The organism is Microbacterium sp. NPDC055988, assembly GCF_042269505.1.
In the GTDB taxonomy this organism is placed as follows: domain Bacteria; phylum Actinomycetota; class Actinomycetes; order Actinomycetales; family Microbacteriaceae; genus Microbacterium.
In genome coordinates, this window is record NZ_JBHJXY010000002.1 from 218340 (window position 1) to 241363 (window position 23024).

A 23024-nucleotide genomic window follows, 5' to 3' on the forward strand; every position below is an offset into this window, starting at 1 on the left:
CCGCTACGATCGCGGCATGGCAGATGAACCGTCGACGCGGGAGTCGAGTGACCCGGACTATCAGCGGTTGTGGAAGATGTCGTTTCGCGAACTGGCTGAAATCGAGACCGACCCCGAGAACCCGCTACACGAGAAGGCGAAGGAAGTCGCGCGCGAGGTGATCGCGCCGATGCGACCGCTATTCGAGATACACCCGGGCTGGAACCTGACGAAGCACTTCGACTTGGGACTCGCCAAGCCCGTAAATCTCGGTCTGGGGAAGTGGGCGACGGAGTCGCTGACCGACTTCGTTTCGACGTTGCCCAAGAGCACCATCGACCCCGCTACCGGAATCCCGATGATCTACCGGACGGCGAAGGGTGAGTTGACCGTGACGGGCAATGCCGAGGTGTCGGTCGACCTTGCGGCGGACGAAGCGCCTACGGAGACGGCCGCGCAGGTGCAGGACGCCGTACAGCTCGCGGCGAACCAGTACCTCGAACGCCTCGTCGACCTCCAGACAGCCCAGCGCGATCTCCAGTCGGATCAGCTGTCGCATCAGAAAGACGAAGCAGCGAAGAGCGGGGAGCGTGAGAAGTCGGGCCGCCGGATCGCATGGGCGACGCTCATCGTCGCGGTCGTGACTCTGCTTGTCAGCGTCATCCTCGGTTTGCCGGGCTTCCTGGACAATCTCGCCTCATGAACGAGACTGACCTGCCCGCCCTGTTCGTCAACGTCGGCATCCTGGTCCTGACCGGAGCCATGGCTCTCGTCGCATTCGTGCAGGCTCGGGCAGCGCTACATGACGCGGAGGCGGCCAAGAACGCGAAGAACGAAGCTGTTGCGGCGCAGAAGGCATCTGCGACTGCGCTCGTGGAAGCAAACCAGATTGCGAAGGACGCGCTCGACGCTCAGCGCCGCACTCTGCCGGCGCCGTGGGGCGTTCCTTTCAGGCTAGGAGACGACAAGTCCGGCTACGGCATCCCCAACACTTCGGGACAGGCAGTCATCGTGAACGCTCTGGATGTGGAAGGAGGCGACGTCAAGCTCTTCTTCCCGCAGGATCTGCCTGCCTACGTCGAATACGGTGACGTCCTGACCTTTACCGCGATCTCTGGTGACAGGGCTGGAGCCGGGGCTGTCGCGACGATCGGTTGGTCAGTCGAAGGCGACCCGTTCGAATACAAGACGAAGCGCCATTTCTAGCTGGTCTATTACGCTGAGCGCATGCGTCATCTCACAGGCTGCGCTACCGTCATGCCCTTCAATTGCGGGCGCCTACGGTGAGAGCGGAAAGCGAGAAGAGGGCGGCAATGACTAAGAGCACGGTGAGCGCCGACGATCCGGACGACGACTACAAGGCGATCGACCCATCCGTTGCGGATTCGCCGTTGTGGGACGCGCCTCTGGAGGACCTGCAGGCTGCGCTCGACGATGAGACGAACCCGTTGCATGGCGATGCCCAGAAGGTGCTCTTGGCCGCGTTCTCTCCGGTCCGCGAGATGCTCGCCAAGCAGTCGACCGAGTGGTCCGAGAAGCTCGCGAAAGCCATGTCGCCGTCGGTGAGATTCCCGCTCCCGATGGCCGACAGCGCATGGGGATACACCCACGTCACATTGTCAGCGCCAGAATCTGAGCCTGACGAGCCCCATGAGGTCGAGCTTCCGGCAGACGAGGACACGACCCCGCTCGCACCGATCAAGACTGCCGCCGAGCTTCTGCGTACGAACGAGCAGCATGCGATGGATCAGCGCGCCGAGCAGATCAGGCTGCTGCGGGATTCGCTGGATCTGGCTAGGACTCAGGCGACACAGCACGAGAAGGACGCAAAGACGAGCGTCAGACAGCAGACGGCGATCATCGTCCTGACCTCTGCGGCGCTCCTCGGCGCCATAGTGTCGATCATCGTTGCTGTGACCTCGACCGGCGGGAACTAGGCTCGCAGCATGCGTCGCCTCATCGTCCCCGCTGTCCTGGTGTGTGTTCTCGCCCTCGCCGGGTGCGCTGATCCGACGCCGGACGCGGCACCCACGACGCCGGCAGCCGAGTCGTCCACGCCGACACCGACAGCATCAGCCAACACGATCGACATGCGTGCGCTCGAGGAGGGCTTTGTCGAGACGGTGCACGAGCAGGTCGGCGAAGCAGGACTCGTCACCTACCCCGACGCCAGCCCCGTGAAGCTCGGGCACGGCATCTGCGATTCGCTGGAGGCCAACGTGAGCCCTGCAGAGATCGAGACGACTCTCGTCGACAGCGGGATATCCGCCGTCCTGTCCGAGAACGTGATCATGGGCGCCGGGGTTCTGCTCTGCAGCGACCAAGCGTCGAAGGTCACCGGCGGCTGGTGATGGACGCAGCTGCTGGAGCCTGGATCGGCGCGATTGGTGGCGTGATCGGCGGACTCGCTGCGGTTGGGGCTTGGATCGTCGCGATCCGTGCCAACGGGAAGTCGGCTGAGGCGAACGCGATTGCTGGCGAGGCCACGAAGACATCCAGGGAGGCGCTCGCGTTGCAGGCGAGGATTGATGAACGCGAGCGGGAGTTTCGCGACGTCTCCTGGCGGTGCGGGTGGCAGACCGACGTCGAGGGCAACGTCGCGTTTCTCGTCCTCAATGATGGTCTGACAGAAGCGAAAGACGTGACCCTCGCGTTGAACCACAACAACCAGCGGGTGCTCCGGAAGCTCGGGAACCTCCGCCCCGGTGAGGAAGCTCGCTACGAGGTGCCTGACGTGGCGACCTTTACTGATGAGGACGGGTTCACGCAGGTCGACCAACGCATCTTCGACCGAACGGCCTACGTGATCCACTGGGCAAGCCCTCTCGGCCACGTCGAGACGATCAGCGCGCTCGGCACGAACTACTTCGTGTAGCCACGGACTCAGGCCGCGAGCGACCAGTTCAGCGCCGGTCGCCACATCGAATCGGTCGTGGCGATGACGTACCGCCCGCCGTCGAGCGAGTGGTCGTTCACCTTCACGGGCCCATCCCGGCCAGCGAGTGCGGATTTCGTGTCCCAGTCTTCGGGCCTGCCACCCTCCGCAACGTACTCCCGGACCATCTCGTCCGTCATGGCATCGTTCGCGAATCGTCCGGACTTGGCAGCGACCTTACGCCTGGCCGTCGACGTCGTCGAGCTGCACGGCGTTTCCCCACACCCAGCAGCGGAAGGTTTGGTCCTCGGCACGGAATTCGATGCCGGCGGGGAGTGGAGCGGACGAGTGTCGCGTCGACGCGCACTGCCTCGGGGCCGAACCTGACCCACGCGCGGACACGCTTCGGTCGCGGGTAGATCGTCATCGGCTGCTCGCGCGTGTCCATCTCGCGCGCGGTGAGCGACTGCAGCGGAGCTCGCTTCGCCGCCTCAAGGATCGAACGTGCCTGTGAGTGCAGGTCGCGGTACGCAGAGAGCGTCATCCCAGGGTTCCCCATGCCGGCATGTCCTTCCTCCGGCTGAGACGTCGATTCTATGCCGACGGTTGCGACACCGTCATCTGGGCGAAGGGCTATCTACCTTTCCGCCCGGCGCCCAGGTCGTGAACTTCTGGTACTGCCGCATCTCGTATTCGCCGGGCTTCTCTCCTCGTGCGTATGCAGCGCTGATCTGGTTCCCTGACTGAAGAATCGACCCAGCGATGAACGAAGAGTGCGCTCCAGCAAGCCCACCCTCAATTGACAGGCTTTGCGCGTACGCACCCATGATCGCCGAGAGTTGCTCCCGCGCCTCAGAATCAGGAATCAGGATGATCGCCAGACGGAGGTCGCTCGTGCTCGGGCTATGGATGTGCTCCTCCAGTTTCTTGTCGAGGATCTTCATCTGGCGGTCGATGTCCTCGTCGGACTGGTCCCTCGTGATGCTCAGGACTGCATCGAGCTCCTTCCTGAATAATTTCGCCGTCACGAGCGCCGCGTCTCGGAGCCGAGCATCCTGCTCTTTCTGTTGCACGACCTCGCGATCCCGTTCCGCTTGCTTGGCTGCGGCGCGCTGCGTCAGCGCAACACCGCCGAGCGTTCCACCGACCGCTATGAGAGCCGTGACCAGAGTGAGCCATTCCATGCTCTGACCCTAGCGACAGGGATCAGGCACGAGTCACAAATCTGACCGGTGCCTGATCCGTTAGTCGTCGCCGTGCCCCGCGATGTCGATGCGAGCTCGCGGCCTGCCCGGCGTGACGGTGACCGTTGCAATGACCGTCCGGAGGAATTCTCGGCGCTCTCCGATGTCGAGGTCGTCCCAGCGTTCAAGAAGAATCGGGAGCACCCGGAGCGGAGCAGCCTGCCGCGCTTCCGTCGTACGGAGCTCCTGCTCCATGACTCCTGCTCTGTGTCATAGCGATCGCGAAGCGTCTCGTACGCCGCCTGCGGGATTCCAATTCAAGACGACCCTCAATGAGTGAAATCTGCTTGCTTGTCAGCTGCGTGAGTCTGCGCTTGATGCCCTCGGTCGGGTCGCTGGCGATGCGTAGAGGGCGCTGGACCATGGCTTCGGCCGTCTCCTGCCGAATCCTGTCCTCGCGCTCCTTCAGCCATCCCCGCACCGCGCGGTCGATGGTGCTTTCCTGCACGTAGCTCCCCGAATGCTTGCCCTTTTCCTTCGCGTCCTTGCATCGGTAGGCCGCCGCGGGGTCGGCTCCATCAGCACCCCCGTGCATCTTCGAGCGGCACGCGCACCACACCATTCCGGAGAATGCGTAGAGAGACCGCTCGCTCCTTCGATACACGCGCCGACGGCCGCGGGCTTCGAGGTACGCATCCCATTCCTCGGGCGCGATGAGTGGTGCGTGGATGCCCCGCTTTGTCTCCCCGTGGTGCTGATGAGTACTGCCGCGAATCCGGAGTCGAGCAAGCGCCGGAGCGTGCGTTCGGACCAAAGACCGTCGCCCGACGGCGTCAAGCTGCATCCAGGTCAGAAAGAACGGCGACAGGGTCTTCCAGGCGAGTTCAGCAGGGCGCGACCGCGGTGTCTGCTCCCTTGCGCTGCGGTGAGGGATGTGGTGAGGCGGGTCTTCCACGCCTGCCACCAAGGACGACTGTGGATAACTTCGGACCCGGGTTGCGGATTGTTGCGAGGATGCCGGGGTGAGTCATCCTTCCGCCCTCGTCGCCGAACGTGTGCGGATGCGTCTGCGGTCCGAGGGGATCGATCCGACCGTCGATCCGGACTCGGCGTGGCGGATCACCCATGCGGAGGTGCGTCGTCATGATGACCTCGCCCTGGCGCGGGGGGAGGCGCTGATCGAGGATGAGGCGGCATGTGTGCGCGACGTGCTGGCATCCCTGAGCGGATTCGGGGCGCTGCAGCCGCTGCTGGACGATCCCGAGGTCGAGGAGATCTGGCTGAACGGCACCGGGCACGTGCACGTGGCGCGGGAAGGCGTAGCGGAACGGACCCGACTGCGCCTCGACGAGATCGCGGTACGCGACCTGGTGGAGCGGATGCTGCAGTCCACCGGACGACGCGTCGACATCAGCCAGCCGTTCGTCGATGCGTCGCTGCCCGACGGCTCTCGTCTGCACGTGGCCATCGCCGATGTCGTGCGCGGCTCCTGGGCAGTCAACATCCGCAAGTTCCTGCCGAAGTACCGGTCGCTCGAGGCGTTGACCCAGCAGGGCATGATGCCGGATGAGGTGGCGAACCTGCTGCGTATCGCGATGAACGAGGGCCGCAGCGTCATCGTCTCCGGAGCGACGCATGCCGGCAAGACGACCGTGCTCGGTGCGCTGCTGGACTCGTGCGCCGGATCTCAGCGCATCGTGACCGTCGAGGAGACCTTCGAGCTGGCCGTGGACGGCCCGGACCTCGTCGCACTCCAGGGTCGTCAGGCCAGCCTGGAAGGCACGGGAGAGATCACCCTGCGCCGACTGGTCAAGGAGGCACTGCGCATGCGGCCGGATCGCCTGGTCGTCGGCGAGGTGCGTGACGCCGAGGCCCTCGACCTGGTGCTCGCGCTCAACACCGGCGTGCCGGGCGCGTGCACCGTCCACGCGAACTCCGCCACGGAGGCGCTCGAGAAGCTGAGCATCCTGCCGTTGCTGGCCGGCCGCAACATCGACCGCGGGTTCATCGCACCCGCGCTCGCGGCATCGGTGGATCTCGTGGTGCACTGCGTTCGCGACCATGCCGGGGGTCGGCGCGTGCACGAGATCGTCGCGCCCACCGGCGATGTCGACGACGGACGCATCCTCACCGACAGCGTGTACCTTGCCGGGGTCGCGTCGTGACGTTCCTGATCGGGGCGGTCTTCGCCGCCGGCGTCCTCCTCTGCGTATCACCGTGGATGTGGCCGCCGCGGCCCGATGCCACCCCGACGGTCCCCAGGGCGCGATTGGTCCGGCTGATCGCCGAGGCGGGGTACGACGACGTGGCGTCCCGCGCGGTCATCGTCGTGATCGCCGCCGCCGCGCTCATCGCCGCCTCCACGGCATGGTTGCTGACCGGGCTGCCGGTGCTGGCGCTGCTCGCCGCGTCGGCCGGAGCGATGGCGCCGATGATGTTCCTGCGTGGACGACGGTTGCGACTGCGCCGCCTGCGTCGGCAGTTGTGGCCCGACGTCTGCGATCTCCTCATCGCGTCGATCCGTGTCGGACTCTCGCTCCCCGATGCCGTGGCGAGCCTGGCCGAGTCCGCGCCGTCGATGCTGCGACCCGCATTCGCGGTGTTCGCCAGAGACCTGCAGGCGAGTGGTCGATTCGAGACGAGCCTCGACCGGCTGAAGTCGTCGTTGGCGGATCCGATCGGCGATCGCATCGTCGAGACCCTGCGGATGGCACGTCAGGTGGGCGGCACCGAACTGGTCGGTGTGCTTCGAGCGCTCTCCTCCTCCGTACGCGCGGACGCCGCGCTGCGGGGCGAGGTCGAGGCGCGACAGTCATGGATCCGTGGCGCGGCGGTCCTCGGCGCCATCGCACCGTGGGTCATCCTCGGCCTGCTGGTCATGCGTCCGGAGGGAGCCTCGGCATATGGCACACCGGAAGGCGTGATCGTCATCTGCATGGGCGCGGGGGTCTCGGTCATCGCCTTCCAGATCATGGTCCGTATCGGCCGGCTCCCGGAACCTCGGCGGTGGTTCGGGTGAGCGGGTTCTCTGCACTCGCCGGTGCCGTGCTCGTCGGTGGAGCCTTCGCCGCCGGTGTGCTGAGCATTCTCACCGGCCTCCCGCGCTGGAGGGCCGCCTCGCTGAGCGTGCGGATCGGGCCCTACATCCGTGACGTGGTCGCGGATGAGAACCTTCCGCGGGGAGTTCTCCCGCTCGCGGGTACATTGCCCGCGAGCGCCCGAACGCTGTGGGGTCGATCGCGAGATGCGTTCGCGCGCATGGTGGGTGGGGGAGAGGCGCTTCGACAGCGAATCTCCCAAGCGGGTGCCACCTTGGAACCGGCGACGTTCCGTGGCAGGCAGTTGGGCTGGGCGCTCGCCGGTATCGGTGCGGGTGCGGCCGTCCTGATCGTGCTCGCCCTTCTCGGACGATTTTCCGTTCCCACTGGTGTGATGCCGTTGCTGTGCGGCGCGGCCGCCGCCACTGCATATGACCTGCAGCTGTCGGCGCGAGTCAAGGCGCGCCGCGTGCGTCTCACCGAGGAGCTTCCGACGACTCTCGAGTTCCTGGCCCTCTGCCTGTCGGCCGGCGAGGGATTCCTGGATGCTCTGCGTCGTGTGGCCGCAGTCGGCTCCGGCGAGCTGACCGGTGAGCTTCGCCGGGTGGTGCTCGCGGTCGGCACCGGGTCGCCGCTGTCCGACGCGCTGAGCGAGATGGCGCGACGCCTCGACCTGAGCGCGCTGTCGCGCGCCGTCGACCAGGTGATCGCCGCCCTCGAACATGGCGCGCCGCTCGCTGCAGTGCTGCACGCGCAGGCGGGAGACGCGCGGGAAGACGCGAAGCGAACGCTGATCGAGCAGGCGGGGCGCAAGGAGATCCTGATGCTGCTGCCGCTCGTCTTCCTCATCCTCCCGTTGTCGGTGTTGTTCGCCGTCTATCCGGGACTGTTCATCCTCCGACTCGGCATCGGCTGATCGGCTATGAAAGGACGACCATGATCGCACCATCGCAGGACACCCATCGCGGCCAGAGCACCCGTCGACGCCCGTGGCGCTCTGCGGTGAGCCGTCTCGATGCGTTCGCCCGCGACGAGACCGGAGATGTACCCGGGTGGGTGCTCGTCACGTTGATGACGGCCGGGTTGGTCGTGCTGATCTGGGCTGTCGCCGGCCCCGCACTGACCGCGCTGTTCGAGCAGGCGATCCAGCGCGTCTCCGGTCTCTGACATGCGCTTCGCGCGGTCACTCGCGGACGACCGGGGATCCAGCCCGGTCGAGTTCCTGCTGGTCGGGACGCTCCTCACAGCGCTGACGCTCGGAGTCCTCCAGCTCGCGCTCGCCGTGTACGTGCGCAACGTCGTCCACGACGCGGCGGTGGAGGGTGCGTATCACGCGGCCCTCGCCGACACGACGCAGGAGGAGGGGATCGAGCGCACGAGGGAAGTCATCACCCGCGCGGTCGGCGCGTCGTATTCCGAGGACATCCGGATCGGCTCCTCGGGCGCTCGGGGTCAGGAGACCGTCCACGTGCGAGTGCGCTCGACCTTCCCTCTGCTCGGGCTGATCGGCGTGCCCTTCGCGATGGAGGTGGAGGCACATGCACCGGTGGAGGCGTTCGGCGGGCGATGACGCCGGTTCCGCGGCACTCGAGTTCATCACCGTCGGTGTGATCCTGCTGGTGCCGCTGATCTATCTCGTCGTCGCACTCGGCACCATCCAGGAGCAGATGCTCGGCGCGGAGGCGGCCTCACGCCACATCGCCCGTGCCATCGCGCAGGCTCCCGATGTCGCGTCCGCGGCGGCGCGCGGCGACGTCGTGTTCGCCGACGTGATCGACGAGTACGGCCTCGATCCGGACGCCGTCGATCTGTCGCTGTCGTGCACGCCGTCGGGCGTTGAGTGTCCCTCGGCAGGCGCGACGATCACCGTCATGGTCAGCACCCGTGTACAGCTCCCGCTGGTACCGGAGGTGCTCGGTCTCGAGCGTTCCACGGCGATCCCCGTGCAGGCGGAGGCTGTGCAGAAGGTGTCGCGATCGTGGGGCGCCCCATGAGCAGAGACGCGCGCGGGTCACGGGAGGCTCTCGGGAACGACGAGGGCACCACACTGCTGCTCACCCTCGGATACGTGCTGCTCGCGTTGGCGGTGATCTTCGTGTGCGTGTGCGCCACGGACCTCTACCTCGCTCAGAAGCGGCTGGACGCGCTGGCCGATGCCGCCGCGCTCGCCGGGGCTGACGGGTTCACCCTGGTGGCGGTCGACGACGCCGTTCGTGCGGAATTGACCGATGCCGGCGTGGAGGAGCAGGCCGCCGCGCTGGTGCAGTCGATTTCGGGTCCTGCCTCGATCGTGGCCGCGGGAACGCCGGATGGTGTCTCGGCGCAGGTCACCGTCGTCGCGGACTGGCGTCCCCCGCTGTTCGGCCCGTTCATGCCTGAGGGCGTCGAGCTGGAGTCGACCGCCACGAGTCGCACGGCTCTTCGCTGAGGGTGCGTCGGATTACCGAGGACGCTTTTCCAACGGTACGAACGCGACGAGGACTCCGGCCGCGAGAGCTCCGAGCCCGCCGAGGGCCATGTCTCCGATGGTGTCCTGGTAGGTCACGAAGATCTCGGCGGTGACGAACGTGCGTCCGGCCCATTCGATCATCTCCCAGACAGCGCTGACGGCGAGACCGAGGATCGTGCAGAGGACGATCGGGATCCGCGGACGGAACTCCGGCGCGCCCTGAGGCACGACGACACCGAGCCTGGCGAGCACCGTGTAGCCGGTCGCAGCGATCGCGCCGGTGCACACGAAGTGCACCACGAGGTCCCACCCCGGCACCGTGCGGTAGAGGTCGAAGACGTTGCTCGCCCCCGCGACGAGCACGATCACGCCGACCGCCAGGTCGACGCCACCGCGCATCCCGAGCGCACGGGGGAGCATGAGCGCGGGCGTGGTGAGGGCGAGGATCCCCGCGTCGGTCGGCATGGACCAGATGGCCGCGACGAGGACGCTGAGGACTCCGATCACGCGTACGGCATCGGCACCGTACTCCGCGACCGTGCGCGGGGGACGCAGGAAGTCCGCTTTCACGGCGCCTCCTCGGGTGCGTCGGCACGGCGGGAGGCGAGGTCGAACAAGGCCTGCACCGGAAGATGATCCGAGGGCCAACCGCCGTCGTACATTCGCCCGTTGATGCCCGCGCGGCGCACGTGCAGTTCGGGCGAGGCGAGGATCGCGTCGATGCGTCGTCCACTCCGTGGGGCACGGTAGCGCGCGAACGTACCCCACGCCGGGGTGCACCGCGCCGCGGAGGCAGTCCAGGAGTCGGAGAGCAGGCCGCCCTCCTGGAGAGCGCGCCACGGGGTTGAGCCGGCACGGGCGTTGAGGTCACCGAGGACGAGGACGGGCGACGTCGCCTCGCTCGCGCGGCCGCGGATCGCCTGTGCCTGGCGGAGCCGTGCCCACGCGGAGAACGCGTCCAGGTGGGTGTTCAGGACGGTGATCTCGCGGCCCGTGATCCGATCGCGGAGGATCGCCTCGACCACGATCCGCGGAGCGGCGCTGAGCCACGACGACGAGCCCTCCCGCTCCGGGTGTCGCGACAGCGCGCACTGGCGCCAGTCGCGCAGCTCGAGCCGCTCGGCATCGAAGAACAACGGGCAGCCCTCACCCCGTCGATCGGGGCGCCGGCCGTGTCCGACCATTCGATACGACGGGCCAAGCGCAGCGCCGATGAGCGATGCCTGCGCCGGCAGCGCCTCCTGCACGCCGACCACGTGCGGTCGCTCGGCGCGCAGCAGCGCCACGACGCGCCGTCGCCTCGTGGACCACCGGTCAGCGGACGGCCAGGCCAATCGCCCGAGGTCCCGCCGCACGTTGAACGTCATGACGTGCAGGTCGCCGTCGGGGTGAGATCCGAGAAGAGGGGCGGTCATCGCCGGGCTCCTGGAGCGGGAACGCCGAGTCGATGGAGTGCGCGGCGCAGCCCGAGGCGCACCCAGCGCACCGGCGGGAAATCCTCGGGCCAATGCACGACCACGGTGCGGAAGCCGGCGGTGATGCGACGCAGAAACGAACGCCCGTTCCCGAACGGCCGCATCGAGATGCCCATCCCTGCGCTGCGGATCCAGCGGATGCGGTGGCGTTCGCCCACGTGGAAGGCGAGGTCGAGGTCGTCGTGCAACGCCGGGTCGTCGCGGTGCACGTGCTCACGCACCGCGAGCCAGGTCGAGCGGCGCAGCGCGAGGTTCGAACCGAAGAGCGGGGAGTGCCCGAGCGCGACCCCGCACACCAGCGCATACGCGAGGAGATACGCCGTGGCCAGGGGACGGCGGAGCGCCCGGGGTCCGTCGACGAAGTGCGCACCGCCGGTCCACGCCCCGACCCGCGGATCCCGTCTGCACGCGGCCATCGCCGACTCGACCCAACGCGGATCCGGCACGCCGTCGGCGTCGAGACGCAGGATCACGTCGCCGGTGGCCGCGTCGTAGCCGGCAGCACTCGCCGCCGGAATGCCGTCGTCCTCGCATCGCACGACGCGAGCCCCGTGCCGCACCGCGACGTCGGCCGAGGAATCGGTGGAGGCGTTGTCGACGATGATGATCTCGTCCGCCGGCAGTGTCTGCGCGGCGAGAGCACGAAGGCATCGCTGCAGCGCTGCCGCGTCGTCCTTCACCGGGATGACCACGCTGATCGTGGGCTCGGGGGCGGCTGGTGTGGCGCGCTGCACATCGTCTCCTCGCGTGTGGGTGTCTCAGCCTAGGGAGTGCCCACTGGGCGGGACGAGCTGGTTGACACGCGGTAGATCTTCGGGCAGCGCGGCGCGCAGAAGCGGCTGGACGCGCTCGTCGGCTCCGCCGCGCTCTCAGCGCGGATCGCGCAGCTGCCCGAGCAACCCGTCGAGCCTCGGCTCGAGCTGTGGCGGTATCTCGGCAGGCAGGGCGTCGACCGGCCACCAGCGCAGATCTTCGGACTCCTCGCTCACGGTGAGCGCCGCATCTCGATCGACCACGACGGCGATCCCGATGTCGAGGTGCGAGGCGCACGTGCCGAAACGAGACGACAGACCATGGTGGTCGAGGTCATAGGCGAGCGGTGCGACCGGGGGGTCGACCAGGAGGCCGGTCTCCTCGCGTAGCTCGCGAAGCGCGGCCGCCACGACCGACTCATCCGTGTCGTCCACGTGACCGCCCGGCTGCACCCAGAACTGACCCTTGCGATGGAAGACGAGCAGCGTGTGCTCGAACGACGCATCGAAGACGACGCAGGACGCGGTGAGATGGTCGGGGCCGGAACCGCGATGCACGGGCCCGTGATCCGGCCGGAAGAACGAGGCGAAATCCGCCTGTGCGCGGATCTCCCGGTCCGAGCGGGGCTCGAAAGTCGAGACCAGGCGATGGGCCTCAGCCTGCAGAATCGAGATCATTCGTTTTCCTCCTCCGTCGATGTGTCGCCGGAATCCGGCCGCTCCCGCGGCACGAACTGCGGGATCCAGCGCAGGAACCCTGCCGCGCCGACGAGACCGATCACACCCATGGCGGCTGCAGCGAACGGAAGAGCGGCCACGGCGGTGATCGCCGAGACCAGCAGCGGCGCGATCGCACCGCCGGCATCCGTCAGCGTCCGCCAGGATCCGAGGAATGCCGCGGGTTCCCGCTTCGGGGCGACGTCTGCGCCGAGGGTGAGCAGGATGCCACTGGACAAGCCATTGCCGACGCCGAGCATCGCCGCGAACATCCCGAACCACAGCACGGCCGCATCGAGATCGTGGGTGAACGAGAGGGCGAGGAAGCCGGCACCCATCAGCACCATCGCGGGCATCGCCGCCCACAGCCGCCCGAAGCGGTCCATCACCTGGCCGCTCGCATAGAACAGCGCGAAGTCGATCGCCCCGGAGACGCCGACCACGAGGGCGATGGTCGAGGCATCCAAACCCAGCGAGAGTCCCCACAGCGGGAGCACGACCTGTCGGGCCGATCGCACAGCGGACAGAGAGGCTGCGGCCAGCCCCAGTCGCCCGAGCACCGCGCGCTGGCGCCACATCGTCTGGAAGATCCCCAGGCGCTCGATCGTCGGGATCGATCCGCTCACGGCCTCGCCGGAGTCCTCCAGGTAGCGCTCGTGCGTGGTCGTCGGGACAGGCGGGATCGTCTTCTCCGGGTCGGGGCCGAAGAGGACCAGGACGACCATGACCACGAGGCAGCCCAGGAAGAACCAGATCGCCGCGGCCTCGCTGCCGAACAGCTGCAGGAGCCCCGCGGCGACGAACGGCCCGATGAAGATGCCGAGCCGGAAGCTGCCGCCGAGCAGCGAGAGAGAGCGGGCACGGAAGGCGACCGGCACCCGGGTGGTCATGAAGGCGTGACGCGCGAGGCCGAAAGCCGCCGCGCAGATGCCGAGCAGGAGCACCGACGCCGCCAGCACGCCGAGCGATGGCGCGAACACCATCCCGACCCCGGCGATGATTGCGATCACACCGGCGATCACCATCGTGTACCGCTCGCCGATCCGGCCCACGGCCCACCCGGCAGGAAGGTTGCCGCACAGCTGGCCGATCACGAGGGCGGAGGCCACGAGCGCGGCGAAGGCCACGTCGGCACCCATGGAAGCCGCCAGCACCGGGATGAGCGGGATCACGGCGCCCTCGCCGAGTGCGAACAGGACCGTCGGCAGGTACACCATGGGTCCGAACTGTCGAAGGACCGCCGATGCACTGCTCACGTCTTCACGCTACTCCGGCCGATCGGCGGCCGAAGACGACGTCCCCGCGCAGGCAGGCGGCACGTTAGGCTGAGGTGTCATGCTCGAACTAGATCTCTCCGCCGAAATCCAGGCGCTCAGGCACACCTTCGGCGACATCAGCGAGGTCGTCGATGTCTCCCGGCTCCGCGACGACATCGCGCGTCTCAGCGAGGAGGCCGGCGCCCCCGACCTCTGGGACGACACCGAGAACGCGCAGAAGGTGACCAGCGCACTCAGCCACCGTCAGTCCGAGCTCGCCCGCATCACCGGCATCGCTCAGCGACTCGACGACCTCGAGGTTCTCGTGGGACTCGCGAACGAGATGGGGGACGAGGACTCCGCGCAGGAGGCCCGCGCCGAACTCGCCGCGCTCACCGACCTCATCAACCAGCTCGAGGTGCAGACGCTGCTCGACGGCGAGTACGACGAGCGCAGCGCCATCATCACGATCCGCTCCGGTGCGGGCGGCGACGACGCCACCGATTTCGCCGAGATGCTGATGCGCATGTACCTGCGCTGGGCCGAGCGGCACAAGTACCCGGTCAAGGTCATGGACACCTCGTATGCGGAGGGCGCCGGCATCAAGTCGGCGACGTTCGAGATCGACGCGCCCTACGCCTTCGGAACCATCTCGGTCGAGGCCGGCACGCACCGCCTCGCGCGCATCAGCCCGTTCGGCTCCGCCGACAAGCGCCAGACCTCGTTCGCCGCGGTCGAAGTCATCCCGCTGATGGAGGAGGCGACCGAGGTCGACATCCCCGAGAGCGATATCCGAGTCGATGTGTTCCGTTCTTCCGGCCCCGGCGGTCAGTCGGTCAACACGACCGACTCCGCTGTGCGGCTGACGCACCTTCCGACCGGCATCGTCGTATCGATGCAGAACGAGAAGTCGCAGATCCAGAACCGCGCCGCCGCCATGCGCGTGCTGCAGACCCGCCTGCTGCTGCTGCAGAAGGAACAGGAAGCGGCGAAGAAGAAGGAACTCGCGGGCAACATCACCGCGAGCTGGGGCGACCAGATGCGGTCGTACTTCCTCTACGGTCAGCAGCTGGTGAAGGACCTGCGCACCGGCCAGGAGTCGGGCAACCCGGCTGCGGTGTTCGACGGCGACCTCGACGACTTCATCTCCGCGGGCATCCGCTGGCGCAAGCGCAAGATCGAGGATTGAACGTATGAAGAAGGCCCCGGATCACTCCGGGGCCTTCTCATTTGAGTGTCGTCAGTACGCGGCACCCTCGAGGCTGCCGATCACGTCTTCATAGCTGAACAGGATGCACTGGACTGCGCGATCGTCTGCGCGGGCCCAAGACGTCTCCGTCGGCTGATAGGTGTAGAAATCCAGCACCGAGTCTTCGTAGGCGATGCCGACGTATGCGTCGAACTGCGCGGCACAACCATCCCACGCCGCCTCGCCGAGAGCATCGTCGCCGGGGAACTCCTCGTCGTCGACGTCGAAGATGAAGTACACCTCGTCCGTGTGCGGCTGATCGCACGGGACGACGGGAAGCTCGTAGATCTGCCCCGTGTCCCCATAGTCGACGAAAGGCAGGCAGTCGCCGATCTCGAGTTCGGCGAACGGCACCATGTCGGCCCCCTCGATCGAGGAGGGATCCGTGCCCTCTCCGGCTCCCTCGTCGTCATCGGCCGGGACCGAGACGGTTGCGATCAGAACCAGCGACACGGCGAACGCGAGCACCGCTCCGAGCACGGAGACCGCCAGCCCCGCGATCCCCGGCCACTTCCGGCCGCGCAGGAACAGGGAGACGAGCGACAGCACGAATCCGACGCCGAGAAGCGCCCAGCCGACGATGGAGGTCAGCGGGATGCAGGCGCAGACGACGCCGACGACCACGGCTGCGAGACCGATGAGCCCGAGCACCGACACTCCGGGCGCGGGTGGCTGCGGTGCCGGCGCAACCCACGCCCCGCCGGGTGCGCCGACGCGGTCGGGCGCGATCACCCGTTCGGTCGACGCGCCCGACGAGGGCAGCGTGTAGGGCGGGGTGAACGGCGCCATGGCGGGAGACGGCACGTCGGAGGGAGTCGGCTCCACCGACCGTCGTTCCGGGGTCACCGGCGCTCCGCCAGAGGTCCGCACGTGTGCGGTCCACTGCGTGCCGTCCCACCACCGCAGGCTGCCGGTGCCGTCGTCGTACCAGCCGGCAGGCGTCGGCATCAGACGGCCCCGCTCGTCAGACGGCTCAGGGGACGAAGCACGCGGAGATCGCCTCGGTGTCGCCCAGCACCTCGGCGAAACCGTAGGCGGCATCGACATCAGTCAACGTGCCGTCGCTCTCCGCGATCGCGCGCAGCGTCGAGTTGTCGAGATCGGACTCGACGAGCAGATCCGAGAGGCACGTGATCTGCGGCTCGGTGTAGCCCTCCGTGCCCTCGGAAGCCAGGATCGCGGTCAGTCCGACCGCCACCTCGGCCGAGGTCGGACGCGTGCCGTCGTCGGCGCCGTCGGTCTCGCCCGGCTCGGTGGCCTCGATCGACGGCGAGGAACTGGGCAGGTTGTTCAGCTCGTCGCTCGCGTTCTGGGCGATGGCGAAGAAGAAGACGAAGAACATCACGGCGCTGATGATGCCGCCGACCACCGAGAGGATCAGGCCGGCGATTCCCGGCCACTTCTTCCCCTTCAGGAAGAGCGAGATGAGGGAGACGATGAATCCCGCGCCGAGGAGGATGAAGCCGATGAAGCCGATCAGCGGGATGAACGCGAGGATCGTGCCGACGGCCGACAGCCCTAGTCCGACGAGTCCCAGGACCGAGAGCTTCTTGGGAGCTTCCGGTTCTGTCTGCAGATAGGGCCCGGCCGCGGGATAGGCGGGCTGCGCATCCGCACCCGGGTAGGCCGGCGCGGTTCCGGGGTAGCTCGACGCGGGCTGGTTGGGCGTGGCCGGTGCGGAGTACGCGGGGACATCGTCGCCGAGTGGCGTGGTCGCCGCGGTCGGCGCCTCGGCGGAGGCGCGGAACACGGTGTCATCGGTGGACGGCGCTTCCGGTGCGTCGTAAGACGGCGCTTCGCCGGCGGCGGGAGCATCGGTCGGCGTCTCGATCGCGGGCGATCTCTCCGCCGCATTTGCTGCTACCGATGACTCCGGTGCCGACTCCGCCTCGGTCGCGGAGGCCGCCTCCGGAGCGAAGTGCTCCGTCCACTGCTGACCGTCCCACCACCGCTGGCGTCCGCTGCCGTCGTCGTACCAACCTGCTGGTGTCGTGCTCATGGGTCCCCCTCGAAGACGATTCGGCCGCTCCATGGTGCGACCGCACCCTTATGTATAGCAGTGGCGGGTGACTGCGCAGGGTGTTCGGGATGGGGAGGAGTCCCCATCCTCGCCCGATGCGGACGCGCCCGTGCGGGGTGTCGCTCGCGGTCAGCCGGAGGGGCGCGCTTAGGCTCGAAGCGTCATGATTCGGTTCGAGAACGTCACGAAACGCTACCGCGGGACGTCGAAGCCCGCCCTCTCCGGTGTCGACTTCGAAGTGCAACGCGGGGAGTTCGTCTTCCTCGTCGGCGCCTCGGGCTCCGGCAAGTCCTCCTGTCTTCGTCTGATCCTGCGCGAGGACGTGCCGACGGCAGGCCGTGTCGCCGTGCTCGGCCGGGACCTCCGCTCGCTCGCCAACCGCAAGGTGCCCTACTTCCGGCGCCACATCGGCTCGGTGTTCCAGGACTTCCGCCTGCTGCCGTCGAAGACCGTCTATCAGAACGTCGCCTTCACCCTGCAGGTGACCGGCTCCTCGCGGGGGTTCATCCAGCAGGCCGTGCCCGAGGCGCTCGCCCTCGTGGGCCTCGACGGCAAGCAGAAGCGCATGCCGCACGAACTCTCCGGCGGAGAGCAGCAGCGCGTCGCGATCGCTCGCGCCCTCGTCAACCGTCCGCAGGTTCTGCTCGCCGACGAGCCCACCGGCAACCTCGACCCCGCGACCTCCGTCGACATCATGCAGCTTCTCGCGCGCATCAACGCCGGAGGCACGACCGTGCTGATGGCCACGCACGAGGCCGGCTTCGTCGACCAGATGCAGCGCCGAGTGATCGAGCTGCGCGACGGGGAGATGGTGCGAGACGAGGTGCACGGTGGCTACGGTGACACGTCCAACATTCCGCGGCTCGTGCCGGAGCAGGTGCGCGGCGCGGCCGCAGCAGCGGCACTGACGGCGGTGCAGGAGGTCCAGCGCCAGACGGCGGACCTCTCCTCGGTCCGCGCAGCTCTCGCCGAGGAGCTCAGCATGCAGCGGAAGGCCGCCGCAGTGGAAGGCGTGTCGGCTGCGGCGGCAGACGCCCCGCAGACGGTCGAGCCGCCGGAGCCGCCCTCCGTGCCGGAGTCCGAGACGATCGCTGATGTCGTCGAGCCGCCTGTGGTGGAACCGCCCGCTGTCGTCGAGCCGCCGACCGCGGTGGAGCCGCCGGCGGTCGTCCGACCCCGCACCCACCCGATCACCCTCCCGACCGTCGATGTCGCCGAGCTCGGAGTCGCCGACCGACTCGGGCTCTCGGATGAAGACGACGAGGAAGTGGGCCCGACCTCATGAGAATCGGACTCATCCTGACCGAGGCCCTCGGTGGCCTTCGGCGGAACATCTCGATGGTCATCTCGGTGATCCTCGTCACCTTCGTCTCTCTCACCTTCGTCGGTGCGGCGATCCTGATGCAGTCGCAGATCGGCGTGATGCGGGGTTACTGGGCCGAGCGTGCCCAGGTCGCGGTGTACATGTGCTCCGCGGTCTCGGAATCCGACACGTGCATCGACGGGGCCGCCAGCGAGGAGCAGGTCGCCGCGGTTCGCGCACAGCTCGAAGGGGACGCGCTCGCACCGCTCATCAGCTCGCTGACCTTCGACACCAAGGAGGACACGTACGCCAAGCTCGTCGATCAGCTCGGCGAGGATCAGGCGAGCGTCCTGACGGCCGACCAGGCGTTCGAGGTCTTCTTCGTGACGATGAAGGACCCGGGGCAGTCGCAGGTGCTCACCGAGGCATTCAGCGGCCAGGCCGGGGTGGAGCAGGTCAAGGATCAGCTCCAGTATCTCGAGCCCCTGTTCTCAGCCCTGACCGTCGCCACGTACATCGCCGTCGGCATCGCCGTGCTCATGCTGATCGCGGCGACCCTGTTGATAGGCACGACGATCCGGTTGTCCGCGTATGCGCGGCGCAAGGAGATCGGCATCATGCGGCTCGTCGGTGCCTCGAACCGGTTCATCCAGACACCGTTCGTGCTCGAAGGCGTGTTCGCTGCGTTCCTCGGCTCGGCGCTGGCCAGTGCTGCGGTCGTCGCCGGGATGCACTTCGGAGTGAACGGCTACCTGCGAGGTCGGGTCCCGTTCATCACGACGTGGGTGACGATGCAGGACGCGATGCTCGTGGTCCCGGTGCTGATCGGGATCGGCATCGTGCTGGCCGCACTGTCCGCCGGCTTCGCGATCCGGCGCTGGCTCCGTACCTGATATCCTGAAAGGCTGCTCGGTCGGAACGATCGATCGAGCTCATCACGGCAACAGGAGAGCATCATGCCCAGGGAACGCGGAGAGAAGGTCGTCGCGACCAATCGTCGCGCACGTCACGACTACACGATCGAGAAGTCGTACGAGGCGGGGATGGTGCTCACCGGCACCGAGGTCAAGTCGCTGCGCCAGGGGCGCGCCAACCTCAGCGACGGCTACGCGTTCGTGAAGGGCAACGAGGTCTTCCTCGACTCGGTGCACATCCCGGAGTATTCCCAGGGACACTGGACCAACCACTCCGCGAAGCGCATCCGCAAGCTGCTGCTGCATCGCGAGGAGATCGCCAAGATCGCGCATGCCGTCTCGGCGGGTGGATACACCCTGATCCCGCTGAAGCTCTATTTCTCCGACGGCCGGGCCAAGGTCGAGATCGCCCTCGCCAAGGGAAAGCGCGAGTACGACAAGCGTCAGACCCTGCGCGAGCGCCAGGACACCCGCGAGGCGGATCGTGCCATGCGCCTGCGCAATCGCGTGGGCGAGTAGCGACCGGTCCTCACAGCGTCGGCTCGAACCTGAACACGCGTCCGAGGAAGGTCAGTTCGCGCTCGAGCGCGTCGACGATCGTGTCGGCGCTGCGGAAGCCATGCCCCTCTGCGGGGTAGAGGACATACTCGTGGTCGACACCTCGGGCGGCCAGCGCGTCGCTGATCGCTTCGGACTGCGACGGCGGAACCACCCGGTCTTCCCCGCCCTGCAGCAGCAGCACGGGGACTCCGATGCGATCCGCGTGGGTGAGTGGTGATCGTTCGACGTAGACGTCCTCGTACTCGGGGAGTGGCCCCACGAGGCCATCGATGTATGACGCCTCGAAATCGTGCGTCTCGGCGACCAGCATCCGCAGGTCGGCCACGCCATAGCGGCTGATCCCCGCGGCGAAGACTCCGCCCCGTACCAGCGCGGACAGCACCGTCCAGCCGCCCGCGGATCCTCCGCGGATGGCGATGCGGGACGGATCGGCGAGCCCGGCATCCGCGAGCCCCTGTGCGGCGGCGATCACGTCATCGACGTCCACGACGCCCCATCGGCCGTCCAGACGTTCGCGGTAACGGCGCCCGTAGCCGGTGGACCCGCCGTAGTTGACGTCGAGCACCCCGATGCCGCGACTCGTATAGAACGCGTTGGCTGCCGACGCCGCGCCGGTGACGTGAGCGGTCGGCCCGCCGTGCACCAGCACCACGTACGGAGGGAGTTCATCGGCCGAGACGGTCGCGTCGGGGTTCGCCGGCGGGTATGCGAAGGCGTGCACCACGCCGTGCCGCCCGTCGACGTCGATCGGCAGGGCACGCGGCATCCAATCGGCATCCACGGGCTCGCCTCCACGCACCGCGACGGTCTCGCCGGAGTCCACATCGACGCACCACAGGCCGGCGGTCACCCCGGAGCCGTTGCCGGAGAGCAGCACGCGGGAACCGTCGACGTCGTCGACGCTGACGTGCCCATCGGCCGGAACATCGACCGGGCGCAGGACGCCGTCCGGAGCGATCAGGACGACCTCGTCGCGCCCGTTCGTGCGCACCGCAACGATCCGTCCGTCGGCGAGCGGCCGATACCAGCGGTTGCCGAGCACCCAGAGTCCGTAGCCGGTGTCGGCATCGGGCGGCGTGAGCGCGCGCGGTGCGCCGACCGAGGAGACTCCGTCGAGCTCGACGCGGTACAGGCCCCAGCGGTCGTCCGGATCATCGGCGACCACCAGCTCCGCGTCGCTGAGCCACTCGGGCTGCAACGCCGCTCGGGTGGGGATCTCGTGCACGTCGCCGCCGTCGCTCTTCGCGATGTGCAGGTGTGCGGCCTCCCATGGCATCCGTCCGCGGTTCCAGGTGACCCAGGCGATGCGGGTTCCGTCCGGCGAGAGCGCGGGATGCGCGAAGAAACCGTCACCCTCGACGATCACTCGAATTCCGGACGGGTCCTCCGCGGCGGAGCCGTCGATCGGGATCTCGACGATCGCGCGGGTGTGCGGTGCGGTCGACAGATCTTCGCGCACCGCGAGCAGACGGCCTTGCTGCACGCGGAGGCCGCCGTGCGACGGTCCCGCCGGTGTCAGCGGAACGGGCACGGCCCCGGGGGCCATGCGATGCACGCGCTGATCGCCGGCATCGACGAAGTACAGGGTGCCTGCGGCATCGGCGGTCCATGCTCCGCCTCCGTACTCGTGCACCCGGGAGCGCGCGCTCCAGGGAGCGGGGAGGATCTCGGTTCCGGAAGAGCTTCGCACCGTGACCCGCCCCTTCTCGGCAGGCACGGATTCTCCCCACCAGATCTCGGAGCCGATGAAGCGCGCCCCTTCGATCCGAGGAGAGGACGCCGCGACGGAGGCTGCGGAGAAGGGTGAGGGCCAGGAACCGTACGGGGACGACATGCCTCGAGCCTATGGGCCGACGAGGCGATTCGTCGTGTGGGCTGGCGTCAGACGGCGCGCAGCACCGCCACGACCTTGCCGAGCACCACGGACTCATCGCCGAGGATGGGCTCGAAGGAGGAGTTGCGGGGGAGGAGCCAGGTGTGGCCGTCGCGACGGCGGAGCACCTTGACGGTGGCCTCGCCGTCGAGCATCGCGGCCACGATCTCGCCGTTCTCCGCATTGTTCTGCGAGCGCACGACGACCCAGTCGCCGTCGCAGATCGCGGCATCGATCATCGACTCTCCCGAGACCTTGAGCATGAAGAGGTCTCCCTTGCCCACCAGCTGACGGGGGAGGGGGAAGATCTCCTCCACCTGCTGATCGGCGGTGATCGGTACGCCGGCGGCGATGCGACCGACCAGGGGCACGAGAGCCGCGTCGCCGACCGGGGTCGCCACGTCGGCGGGATTCTCGCCGCTGGCGCCGGGGAGGTCGATCAGGACCTCCATCGCGCGCGTCTTTCCCGGGTCGCGCCGCAGGTAGCCGCTCAGTTCGAGCTGACCGAGCTGGTGGGTCACGCTCGAGAGGGACTTCAAGCCGACGGCGTCGCCGATCTCGCGCATGCTCGGCGGGTAGCCGTGGTGGGCGATCGAGTTCTGGATGACCTCGAGGATCGCCATCTGCTTGGGGCTCAGACTCTTGCGGCGGCGCGTTCGCGGTGCCTCCGACTCGGGGGCCGAGTTCTCGCTCATGGTGCTCCTTAAGTGCGGTGTTCCGACGTCGCTCTTCGAATGTCGGAGGCCCGTGGTGTGGTGTTCTCATCGAAACCGTATCCGAGAAACGGCCCGATCTGGAAGATCTGTTCGAGCGTGTCGGAACAATCGTGCATCCGGTTTCGAAGACAACTTGACAGATGTTCGAACTCGAAGATATCTTCGGTACGTAGCTTCGCATTCACGGCTCCCGGCCGAGACGGGAATGCGAACGCTACGCCAACTTCCCCGGCAGCCTCACCGCTCCGGGACAGGCTAAGGAGCACCACATGAGCAGCATCGGCTTCAGCACCGCAGCAGTCATCCCGGCGTCGCCCCGTCCTTCGACGCGACTCCGACTGACCACGCGTGGCCGTGCCGTGCTGCTGGCGGTCGCCTCCGTGCCGCTCGCGATCGGCATCGCCTTCGCCGCACTCAGCGGGGGGAGCGCGATCGCCTCGGGCGCAGACGCGGCAGCCGTCAGCGTCGAGACCGTGACCGTCATGCCCGGTGACACTCTCTGGTCGATCGCCACCGGGGTCGCCCCCGACGCTGACCCGCGTGACGTCATCGGTGAGATCAGCCGGATGAATCTGCTGCGTGGCGGCGAGCTCCAGATCGGTCAGACGCTCGCCATCCCGGCCCAGTACGCCAACTGATCCCGTCGCGGCGGCGCTGCGGCAA

General features: G+C 67.8%; 29 protein-coding genes. 17 read left to right on the plus strand and 12 right to left on the minus strand.

Going from position 1 to position 23024, the window contains the following annotated elements:
• Positions 1–16 precede the first annotated feature (16 nt).
• From ACFC14_RS18185 to ACFC14_RS18205, 5 genes are all read left to right on the plus strand, one after another.
• On the plus strand, positions 17–682 hold the full coding sequence (locus ACFC14_RS18185) for a hypothetical protein (protein WP_376107774.1): 666 nt from the start codon (positions 17–19) through the stop codon (positions 680–682).
• Positions 679–1185, plus strand: coding sequence for a hypothetical protein (locus ACFC14_RS18190; protein WP_376107777.1), 507 nt, complete (start codon positions 679–681; stop codon positions 1183–1185). Before ACFC14_RS18185 ends, ACFC14_RS18190 begins: the two co-directional genes overlap by 4 nt.
• Positions 1186–1292: 107 nt before the next feature.
• On the plus strand, positions 1293–1916 hold the full coding sequence (locus ACFC14_RS18195; RefSeq protein WP_376107780.1) for a hypothetical protein: 624 nt from the start codon (positions 1293–1295) through the stop codon (positions 1914–1916).
• A gap of 9 nt (positions 1917–1925) precedes the next feature.
• Positions 1926–2330, plus strand: a complete 405-nt coding sequence (locus ACFC14_RS18200) for a DUF732 domain-containing protein (RefSeq protein WP_376107783.1) — start codon at positions 1926–1928, stop codon at positions 2328–2330.
• Entirely contained in the window at positions 2330–2854 is a 525-nt protein-coding gene (locus ACFC14_RS18205) for a hypothetical protein (protein WP_376107786.1), read from the plus strand. Before ACFC14_RS18200 ends, ACFC14_RS18205 begins: the two co-directional genes overlap by 1 nt.
• Before the next feature lie 617 nt (positions 2855–3471).
• On the opposite strand, the gene ACFC14_RS18210 is transcribed toward ACFC14_RS18205, so the two are convergent.
• Genes ACFC14_RS18210 through ACFC14_RS18220 form a run of 3 tightly spaced genes read right to left on the minus strand, consistent with a single transcriptional unit; the run spans position 3472 to position 4882 of the window.
• Positions 3472–4038: a hypothetical protein gene (locus ACFC14_RS18210; RefSeq protein WP_376107789.1), complete on the minus strand. Its 567-nt coding sequence runs from the start codon at positions 4036–4038 to the stop codon at positions 3472–3474.
• 60 nt (positions 4039–4098) lie between these two features.
• Positions 4099–4293, minus strand: a complete 195-nt coding sequence (locus tag ACFC14_RS18215) for a hypothetical protein (protein ID WP_376107964.1) — start codon at positions 4291–4293, stop codon at positions 4099–4101.
• Positions 4223–4882, minus strand: a complete 660-nt coding sequence (locus tag ACFC14_RS18220) for a zinc ribbon domain-containing protein (RefSeq protein ID WP_376107956.1) — start codon at positions 4880–4882, stop codon at positions 4223–4225. Before ACFC14_RS18220 ends, ACFC14_RS18215 begins: the two co-directional genes overlap by 71 nt.
• A gap of 178 nt (positions 4883–5060) precedes the next feature.
• Here ACFC14_RS18220 and ACFC14_RS18225 point away from each other — a divergent pair, with 178 nt between their 5' ends.
• The 7 genes from ACFC14_RS18225 to ACFC14_RS18255 are packed head-to-tail and all read left to right on the plus strand — an operon-like array spanning position 5061 to position 9504.
• Positions 5061–6203 carry a CpaF family protein gene (locus tag ACFC14_RS18225; protein WP_376107792.1) on the plus strand — a complete coding sequence of 381 codons (1143 nt, stop codon included), beginning with the start codon at positions 5061–5063 and terminating at the stop codon, positions 6201–6203.
• The gene (locus ACFC14_RS18230) at positions 6200–7057 is read left to right on the plus strand and encodes a type II secretion system F family protein (RefSeq protein ID WP_376107795.1); all 858 of its coding nucleotides are present in this window, start codon (positions 6200–6202) and stop codon (positions 7055–7057) included. Before ACFC14_RS18225 ends, ACFC14_RS18230 begins: the two co-directional genes overlap by 4 nt.
• Positions 7054–7992, plus strand: a complete 939-nt coding sequence (locus ACFC14_RS18235) for a type II secretion system F family protein (RefSeq protein WP_376107798.1) — start codon at positions 7054–7056, stop codon at positions 7990–7992. Before ACFC14_RS18230 ends, ACFC14_RS18235 begins: the two co-directional genes overlap by 4 nt.
• 20 nt (positions 7993–8012) lie before the next feature.
• Positions 8013–8243: a hypothetical protein gene (locus tag ACFC14_RS18240; RefSeq protein WP_376107802.1), complete on the plus strand. Its 231-nt coding sequence runs from the start codon at positions 8013–8015 to the stop codon at positions 8241–8243.
• A 1-nt stretch (position 8244) separates the two neighbouring features.
• Positions 8245–8646: a TadE/TadG family type IV pilus assembly protein gene (locus tag ACFC14_RS18245; protein ID WP_376107805.1), complete on the plus strand. Its 402-nt coding sequence runs from the start codon at positions 8245–8247 to the stop codon at positions 8644–8646.
• A complete protein-coding gene (locus ACFC14_RS18250; RefSeq protein WP_376107808.1) occupies positions 8615–9070 on the plus strand; it encodes a TadE/TadG family type IV pilus assembly protein in 456 nt (151 codons plus the stop codon). The genes ACFC14_RS18245 and ACFC14_RS18250 overlap by 32 nt, the downstream gene beginning before the upstream one ends.
• Positions 9067–9504 carry a pilus assembly protein TadG-related protein gene (locus ACFC14_RS18255; RefSeq protein WP_376107811.1) on the plus strand — a complete coding sequence of 146 codons (438 nt, stop codon included), beginning with the start codon at positions 9067–9069 and terminating at the stop codon, positions 9502–9504. The genes ACFC14_RS18250 and ACFC14_RS18255 overlap by 4 nt, the downstream gene beginning before the upstream one ends.
• A 12-nt stretch (positions 9505–9516) precedes the next feature.
• On the opposite strand, the gene ACFC14_RS18260 is transcribed toward ACFC14_RS18255, so the two are convergent.
• The 5 genes from ACFC14_RS18260 to ACFC14_RS18280 all read right to left on the minus strand — a co-directional run bounded on the left by ACFC14_RS18260 (position 9517) and on the right by ACFC14_RS18280 (position 13686).
• Positions 9517–10095, minus strand: a complete 579-nt coding sequence (locus ACFC14_RS18260; RefSeq protein ID WP_376107813.1) for a hypothetical protein — start codon at positions 10093–10095, stop codon at positions 9517–9519.
• A complete protein-coding gene (locus ACFC14_RS18265) occupies positions 10092–10940 on the minus strand; it encodes an endonuclease/exonuclease/phosphatase family protein (RefSeq protein WP_376107816.1) in 849 nt (282 codons plus the stop codon). The genes ACFC14_RS18260 and ACFC14_RS18265 overlap by 4 nt, the downstream gene beginning before the upstream one ends.
• On the minus strand, positions 10937–11734 hold the full coding sequence (locus ACFC14_RS18270) for a glycosyltransferase family 2 protein (protein WP_376107819.1): 798 nt from the start codon (positions 11732–11734) through the stop codon (positions 10937–10939). The genes ACFC14_RS18265 and ACFC14_RS18270 overlap by 4 nt, the downstream gene beginning before the upstream one ends.
• A gap of 135 nt (positions 11735–11869) precedes the next feature.
• On the minus strand, positions 11870–12430 hold the full coding sequence (locus ACFC14_RS18275) for an NUDIX hydrolase (RefSeq protein WP_376107821.1): 561 nt from the start codon (positions 12428–12430) through the stop codon (positions 11870–11872).
• Positions 12427–13686, minus strand: a complete 1260-nt coding sequence (locus tag ACFC14_RS18280) for an MFS transporter (protein WP_376107958.1) — start codon at positions 13684–13686, stop codon at positions 12427–12429. The genes ACFC14_RS18275 and ACFC14_RS18280 overlap by 4 nt, the downstream gene beginning before the upstream one ends.
• Positions 13687–13804: 118 nt before the next feature.
• Between ACFC14_RS18280 and prfB the strand changes: the two genes are divergently transcribed.
• Complete coding sequence (gene prfB / locus ACFC14_RS18285; RefSeq protein WP_029260598.1) at positions 13805–14914, plus strand: peptide chain release factor 2; 1110 nt, start codon at positions 13805–13807, stop codon at positions 14912–14914.
• 51 nt (positions 14915–14965) lie between these two features.
• Here the strand turns inward: prfB and ACFC14_RS18290 are convergent, their stop codons facing one another.
• Positions 14966–15922 (minus strand): DUF2510 domain-containing protein, encoded by a 957-nt coding sequence (locus tag ACFC14_RS18290; RefSeq protein ID WP_376107824.1) that lies wholly within the window; start codon positions 15920–15922, stop codon positions 14966–14968.
• A 25-nt stretch (positions 15923–15947) separates the two neighbouring features.
• Positions 15948–16973, minus strand: a complete 1026-nt coding sequence (locus ACFC14_RS18295; protein ID WP_376107827.1) for a DUF2510 domain-containing protein — start codon at positions 16971–16973, stop codon at positions 15948–15950.
• Between the two features lie 184 nt (positions 16974–17157).
• Here ACFC14_RS18295 and ftsE point away from each other — a divergent pair, with 184 nt between their 5' ends.
• From ftsE to smpB, 3 genes are all read left to right on the plus strand, one after another.
• Positions 17158–18279: a cell division ATP-binding protein FtsE gene (ftsE, locus tag ACFC14_RS18300; RefSeq protein ID WP_376107830.1), complete on the plus strand. Its 1122-nt coding sequence runs from the start codon at positions 17158–17160 to the stop codon at positions 18277–18279.
• Complete coding sequence (gene ftsX, locus ACFC14_RS18305) at positions 18276–19190, plus strand: permease-like cell division protein FtsX (protein ID WP_136041703.1); 915 nt, start codon at positions 18276–18278, stop codon at positions 19188–19190. Before ftsE ends, ftsX begins: the two co-directional genes overlap by 4 nt.
• A 63-nt stretch (positions 19191–19253) precedes the next feature.
• Entirely contained in the window at positions 19254–19730 is a 477-nt protein-coding gene (gene smpB, locus ACFC14_RS18310) for an SsrA-binding protein SmpB (RefSeq protein WP_021199784.1), read from the plus strand.
• A 10-nt stretch (positions 19731–19740) separates the two neighbouring features.
• On the opposite strand, the gene ACFC14_RS18315 is transcribed toward smpB, so the two are convergent.
• Both ACFC14_RS18315 and lexA read right to left on the minus strand, forming a co-directional pair.
• Complete coding sequence (locus tag ACFC14_RS18315; protein ID WP_376107834.1) at positions 19741–21606, minus strand: S9 family peptidase; 1866 nt, start codon at positions 21604–21606, stop codon at positions 19741–19743.
• A gap of 47 nt (positions 21607–21653) precedes the next feature.
• Entirely contained in the window at positions 21654–22340 is a 687-nt protein-coding gene (gene lexA / locus ACFC14_RS18320) for a transcriptional repressor LexA (protein WP_029262496.1), read from the minus strand.
• A gap of 290 nt (positions 22341–22630) precedes the next feature.
• Between lexA and ACFC14_RS18325 the strand changes: the two genes are divergently transcribed.
• Positions 22631–22999 (plus strand): LysM peptidoglycan-binding domain-containing protein, encoded by a 369-nt coding sequence (locus ACFC14_RS18325; protein ID WP_376107837.1) that lies wholly within the window; start codon positions 22631–22633, stop codon positions 22997–22999.
• Positions 23000–23024: the final 25 nt, after the last annotated feature.

Bases quoted from the DNA above. Each gene is read 5' to 3' on its own strand.
- ACFC14_RS18190 (WP_376107777.1), top strand. From the start codon at position 679: ATGAACGAGACTGACCTGCCCGCCCTGTTCGTCAACGTCGGCATCCTG.
- ACFC14_RS18245 (WP_376107805.1), top strand. From the start codon at position 8,245: ATGCGCTTCGCGCGGTCACTCGCGGACGACCGGGGATCCAGCCCGGTC.
- ACFC14_RS18210 (WP_376107789.1), bottom strand. From the start codon at position 4,038: ATGGAATGGCTCACTCTGGTCACGGCTCTCATAGCGGTCGGTGGAACG.
- ACFC14_RS18195 (WP_376107780.1), top strand. From the start codon at position 1,293: ATGACTAAGAGCACGGTGAGCGCCGACGATCCGGACGACGACTACAAG.
- ACFC14_RS18185 (WP_376107774.1), top strand. From the start codon at position 17: ATGGCAGATGAACCGTCGACGCGGGAGTCGAGTGACCCGGACTATCAG.
- lexA (WP_029262496.1), bottom strand. From the start codon at position 22,340: ATGAGCGAGAACTCGGCCCCCGAGTCGGAGGCACCGCGAACGCGCCGC.
- ACFC14_RS18255 (WP_376107811.1), top strand. From the start codon at position 9,067: ATGAGCAGAGACGCGCGCGGGTCACGGGAGGCTCTCGGGAACGACGAG.
- ACFC14_RS18275 (WP_376107821.1), bottom strand. From the start codon at position 12,430: ATGATCTCGATTCTGCAGGCTGAGGCCCATCGCCTGGTCTCGACTTTC.
- ACFC14_RS18265 (WP_376107816.1), bottom strand. From the start codon at position 10,940: ATGACCGCCCCTCTTCTCGGATCTCACCCCGACGGCGACCTGCACGTC.
- ACFC14_RS18315 (WP_376107834.1), bottom strand. From the start codon at position 21,606: ATGTCGTCCCCGTACGGTTCCTGGCCCTCACCCTTCTCCGCAGCCTCC.
- ACFC14_RS18325 (WP_376107837.1), top strand. From the start codon at position 22,631: ATGAGCAGCATCGGCTTCAGCACCGCAGCAGTCATCCCGGCGTCGCCC.
- ftsX (WP_136041703.1), top strand. From the start codon at position 18,276: ATGAGAATCGGACTCATCCTGACCGAGGCCCTCGGTGGCCTTCGGCGG.
- ACFC14_RS18240 (WP_376107802.1), top strand. From the start codon at position 8,013: ATGATCGCACCATCGCAGGACACCCATCGCGGCCAGAGCACCCGTCGA.
- ACFC14_RS18220 (WP_376107956.1), bottom strand. From the start codon at position 4,882: ATGCAGCTTGACGCCGTCGGGCGACGGTCTTTGGTCCGAACGCACGCT.
- ACFC14_RS18205 (WP_376107786.1), top strand. From the start codon at position 2,330: ATGGACGCAGCTGCTGGAGCCTGGATCGGCGCGATTGGTGGCGTGATC.
- prfB (WP_029260598.1), top strand. From the start codon at position 13,805: ATGCTCGAACTAGATCTCTCCGCCGAAATCCAGGCGCTCAGGCACACC.
- ACFC14_RS18250 (WP_376107808.1), top strand. From the start codon at position 8,615: ATGCACCGGTGGAGGCGTTCGGCGGGCGATGACGCCGGTTCCGCGGCA.
- ACFC14_RS18280 (WP_376107958.1), bottom strand. From the start codon at position 13,686: ATGGTGTACCTGCCGACGGTCCTGTTCGCACTCGGCGAGGGCGCCGTG.
- ACFC14_RS18215 (WP_376107964.1), bottom strand. From the start codon at position 4,293: ATGGAGCAGGAGCTCCGTACGACGGAAGCGCGGCAGGCTGCTCCGCTC.
- ACFC14_RS18295 (WP_376107827.1), bottom strand. From the start codon at position 16,973: ATGAGCACGACACCAGCAGGTTGGTACGACGACGGCAGCGGACGCCAG.
- ACFC14_RS18200 (WP_376107783.1), top strand. From the start codon at position 1,926: ATGCGTCGCCTCATCGTCCCCGCTGTCCTGGTGTGTGTTCTCGCCCTC.
- smpB (WP_021199784.1), top strand. From the start codon at position 19,254: ATGCCCAGGGAACGCGGAGAGAAGGTCGTCGCGACCAATCGTCGCGCA.
- ftsE (WP_376107830.1), top strand. From the start codon at position 17,158: ATGATTCGGTTCGAGAACGTCACGAAACGCTACCGCGGGACGTCGAAG.
- ACFC14_RS18290 (WP_376107824.1), bottom strand. From the start codon at position 15,922: ATGCCGACGCCTGCCGGCTGGTACGACGACGGCACCGGCAGCCTGCGG.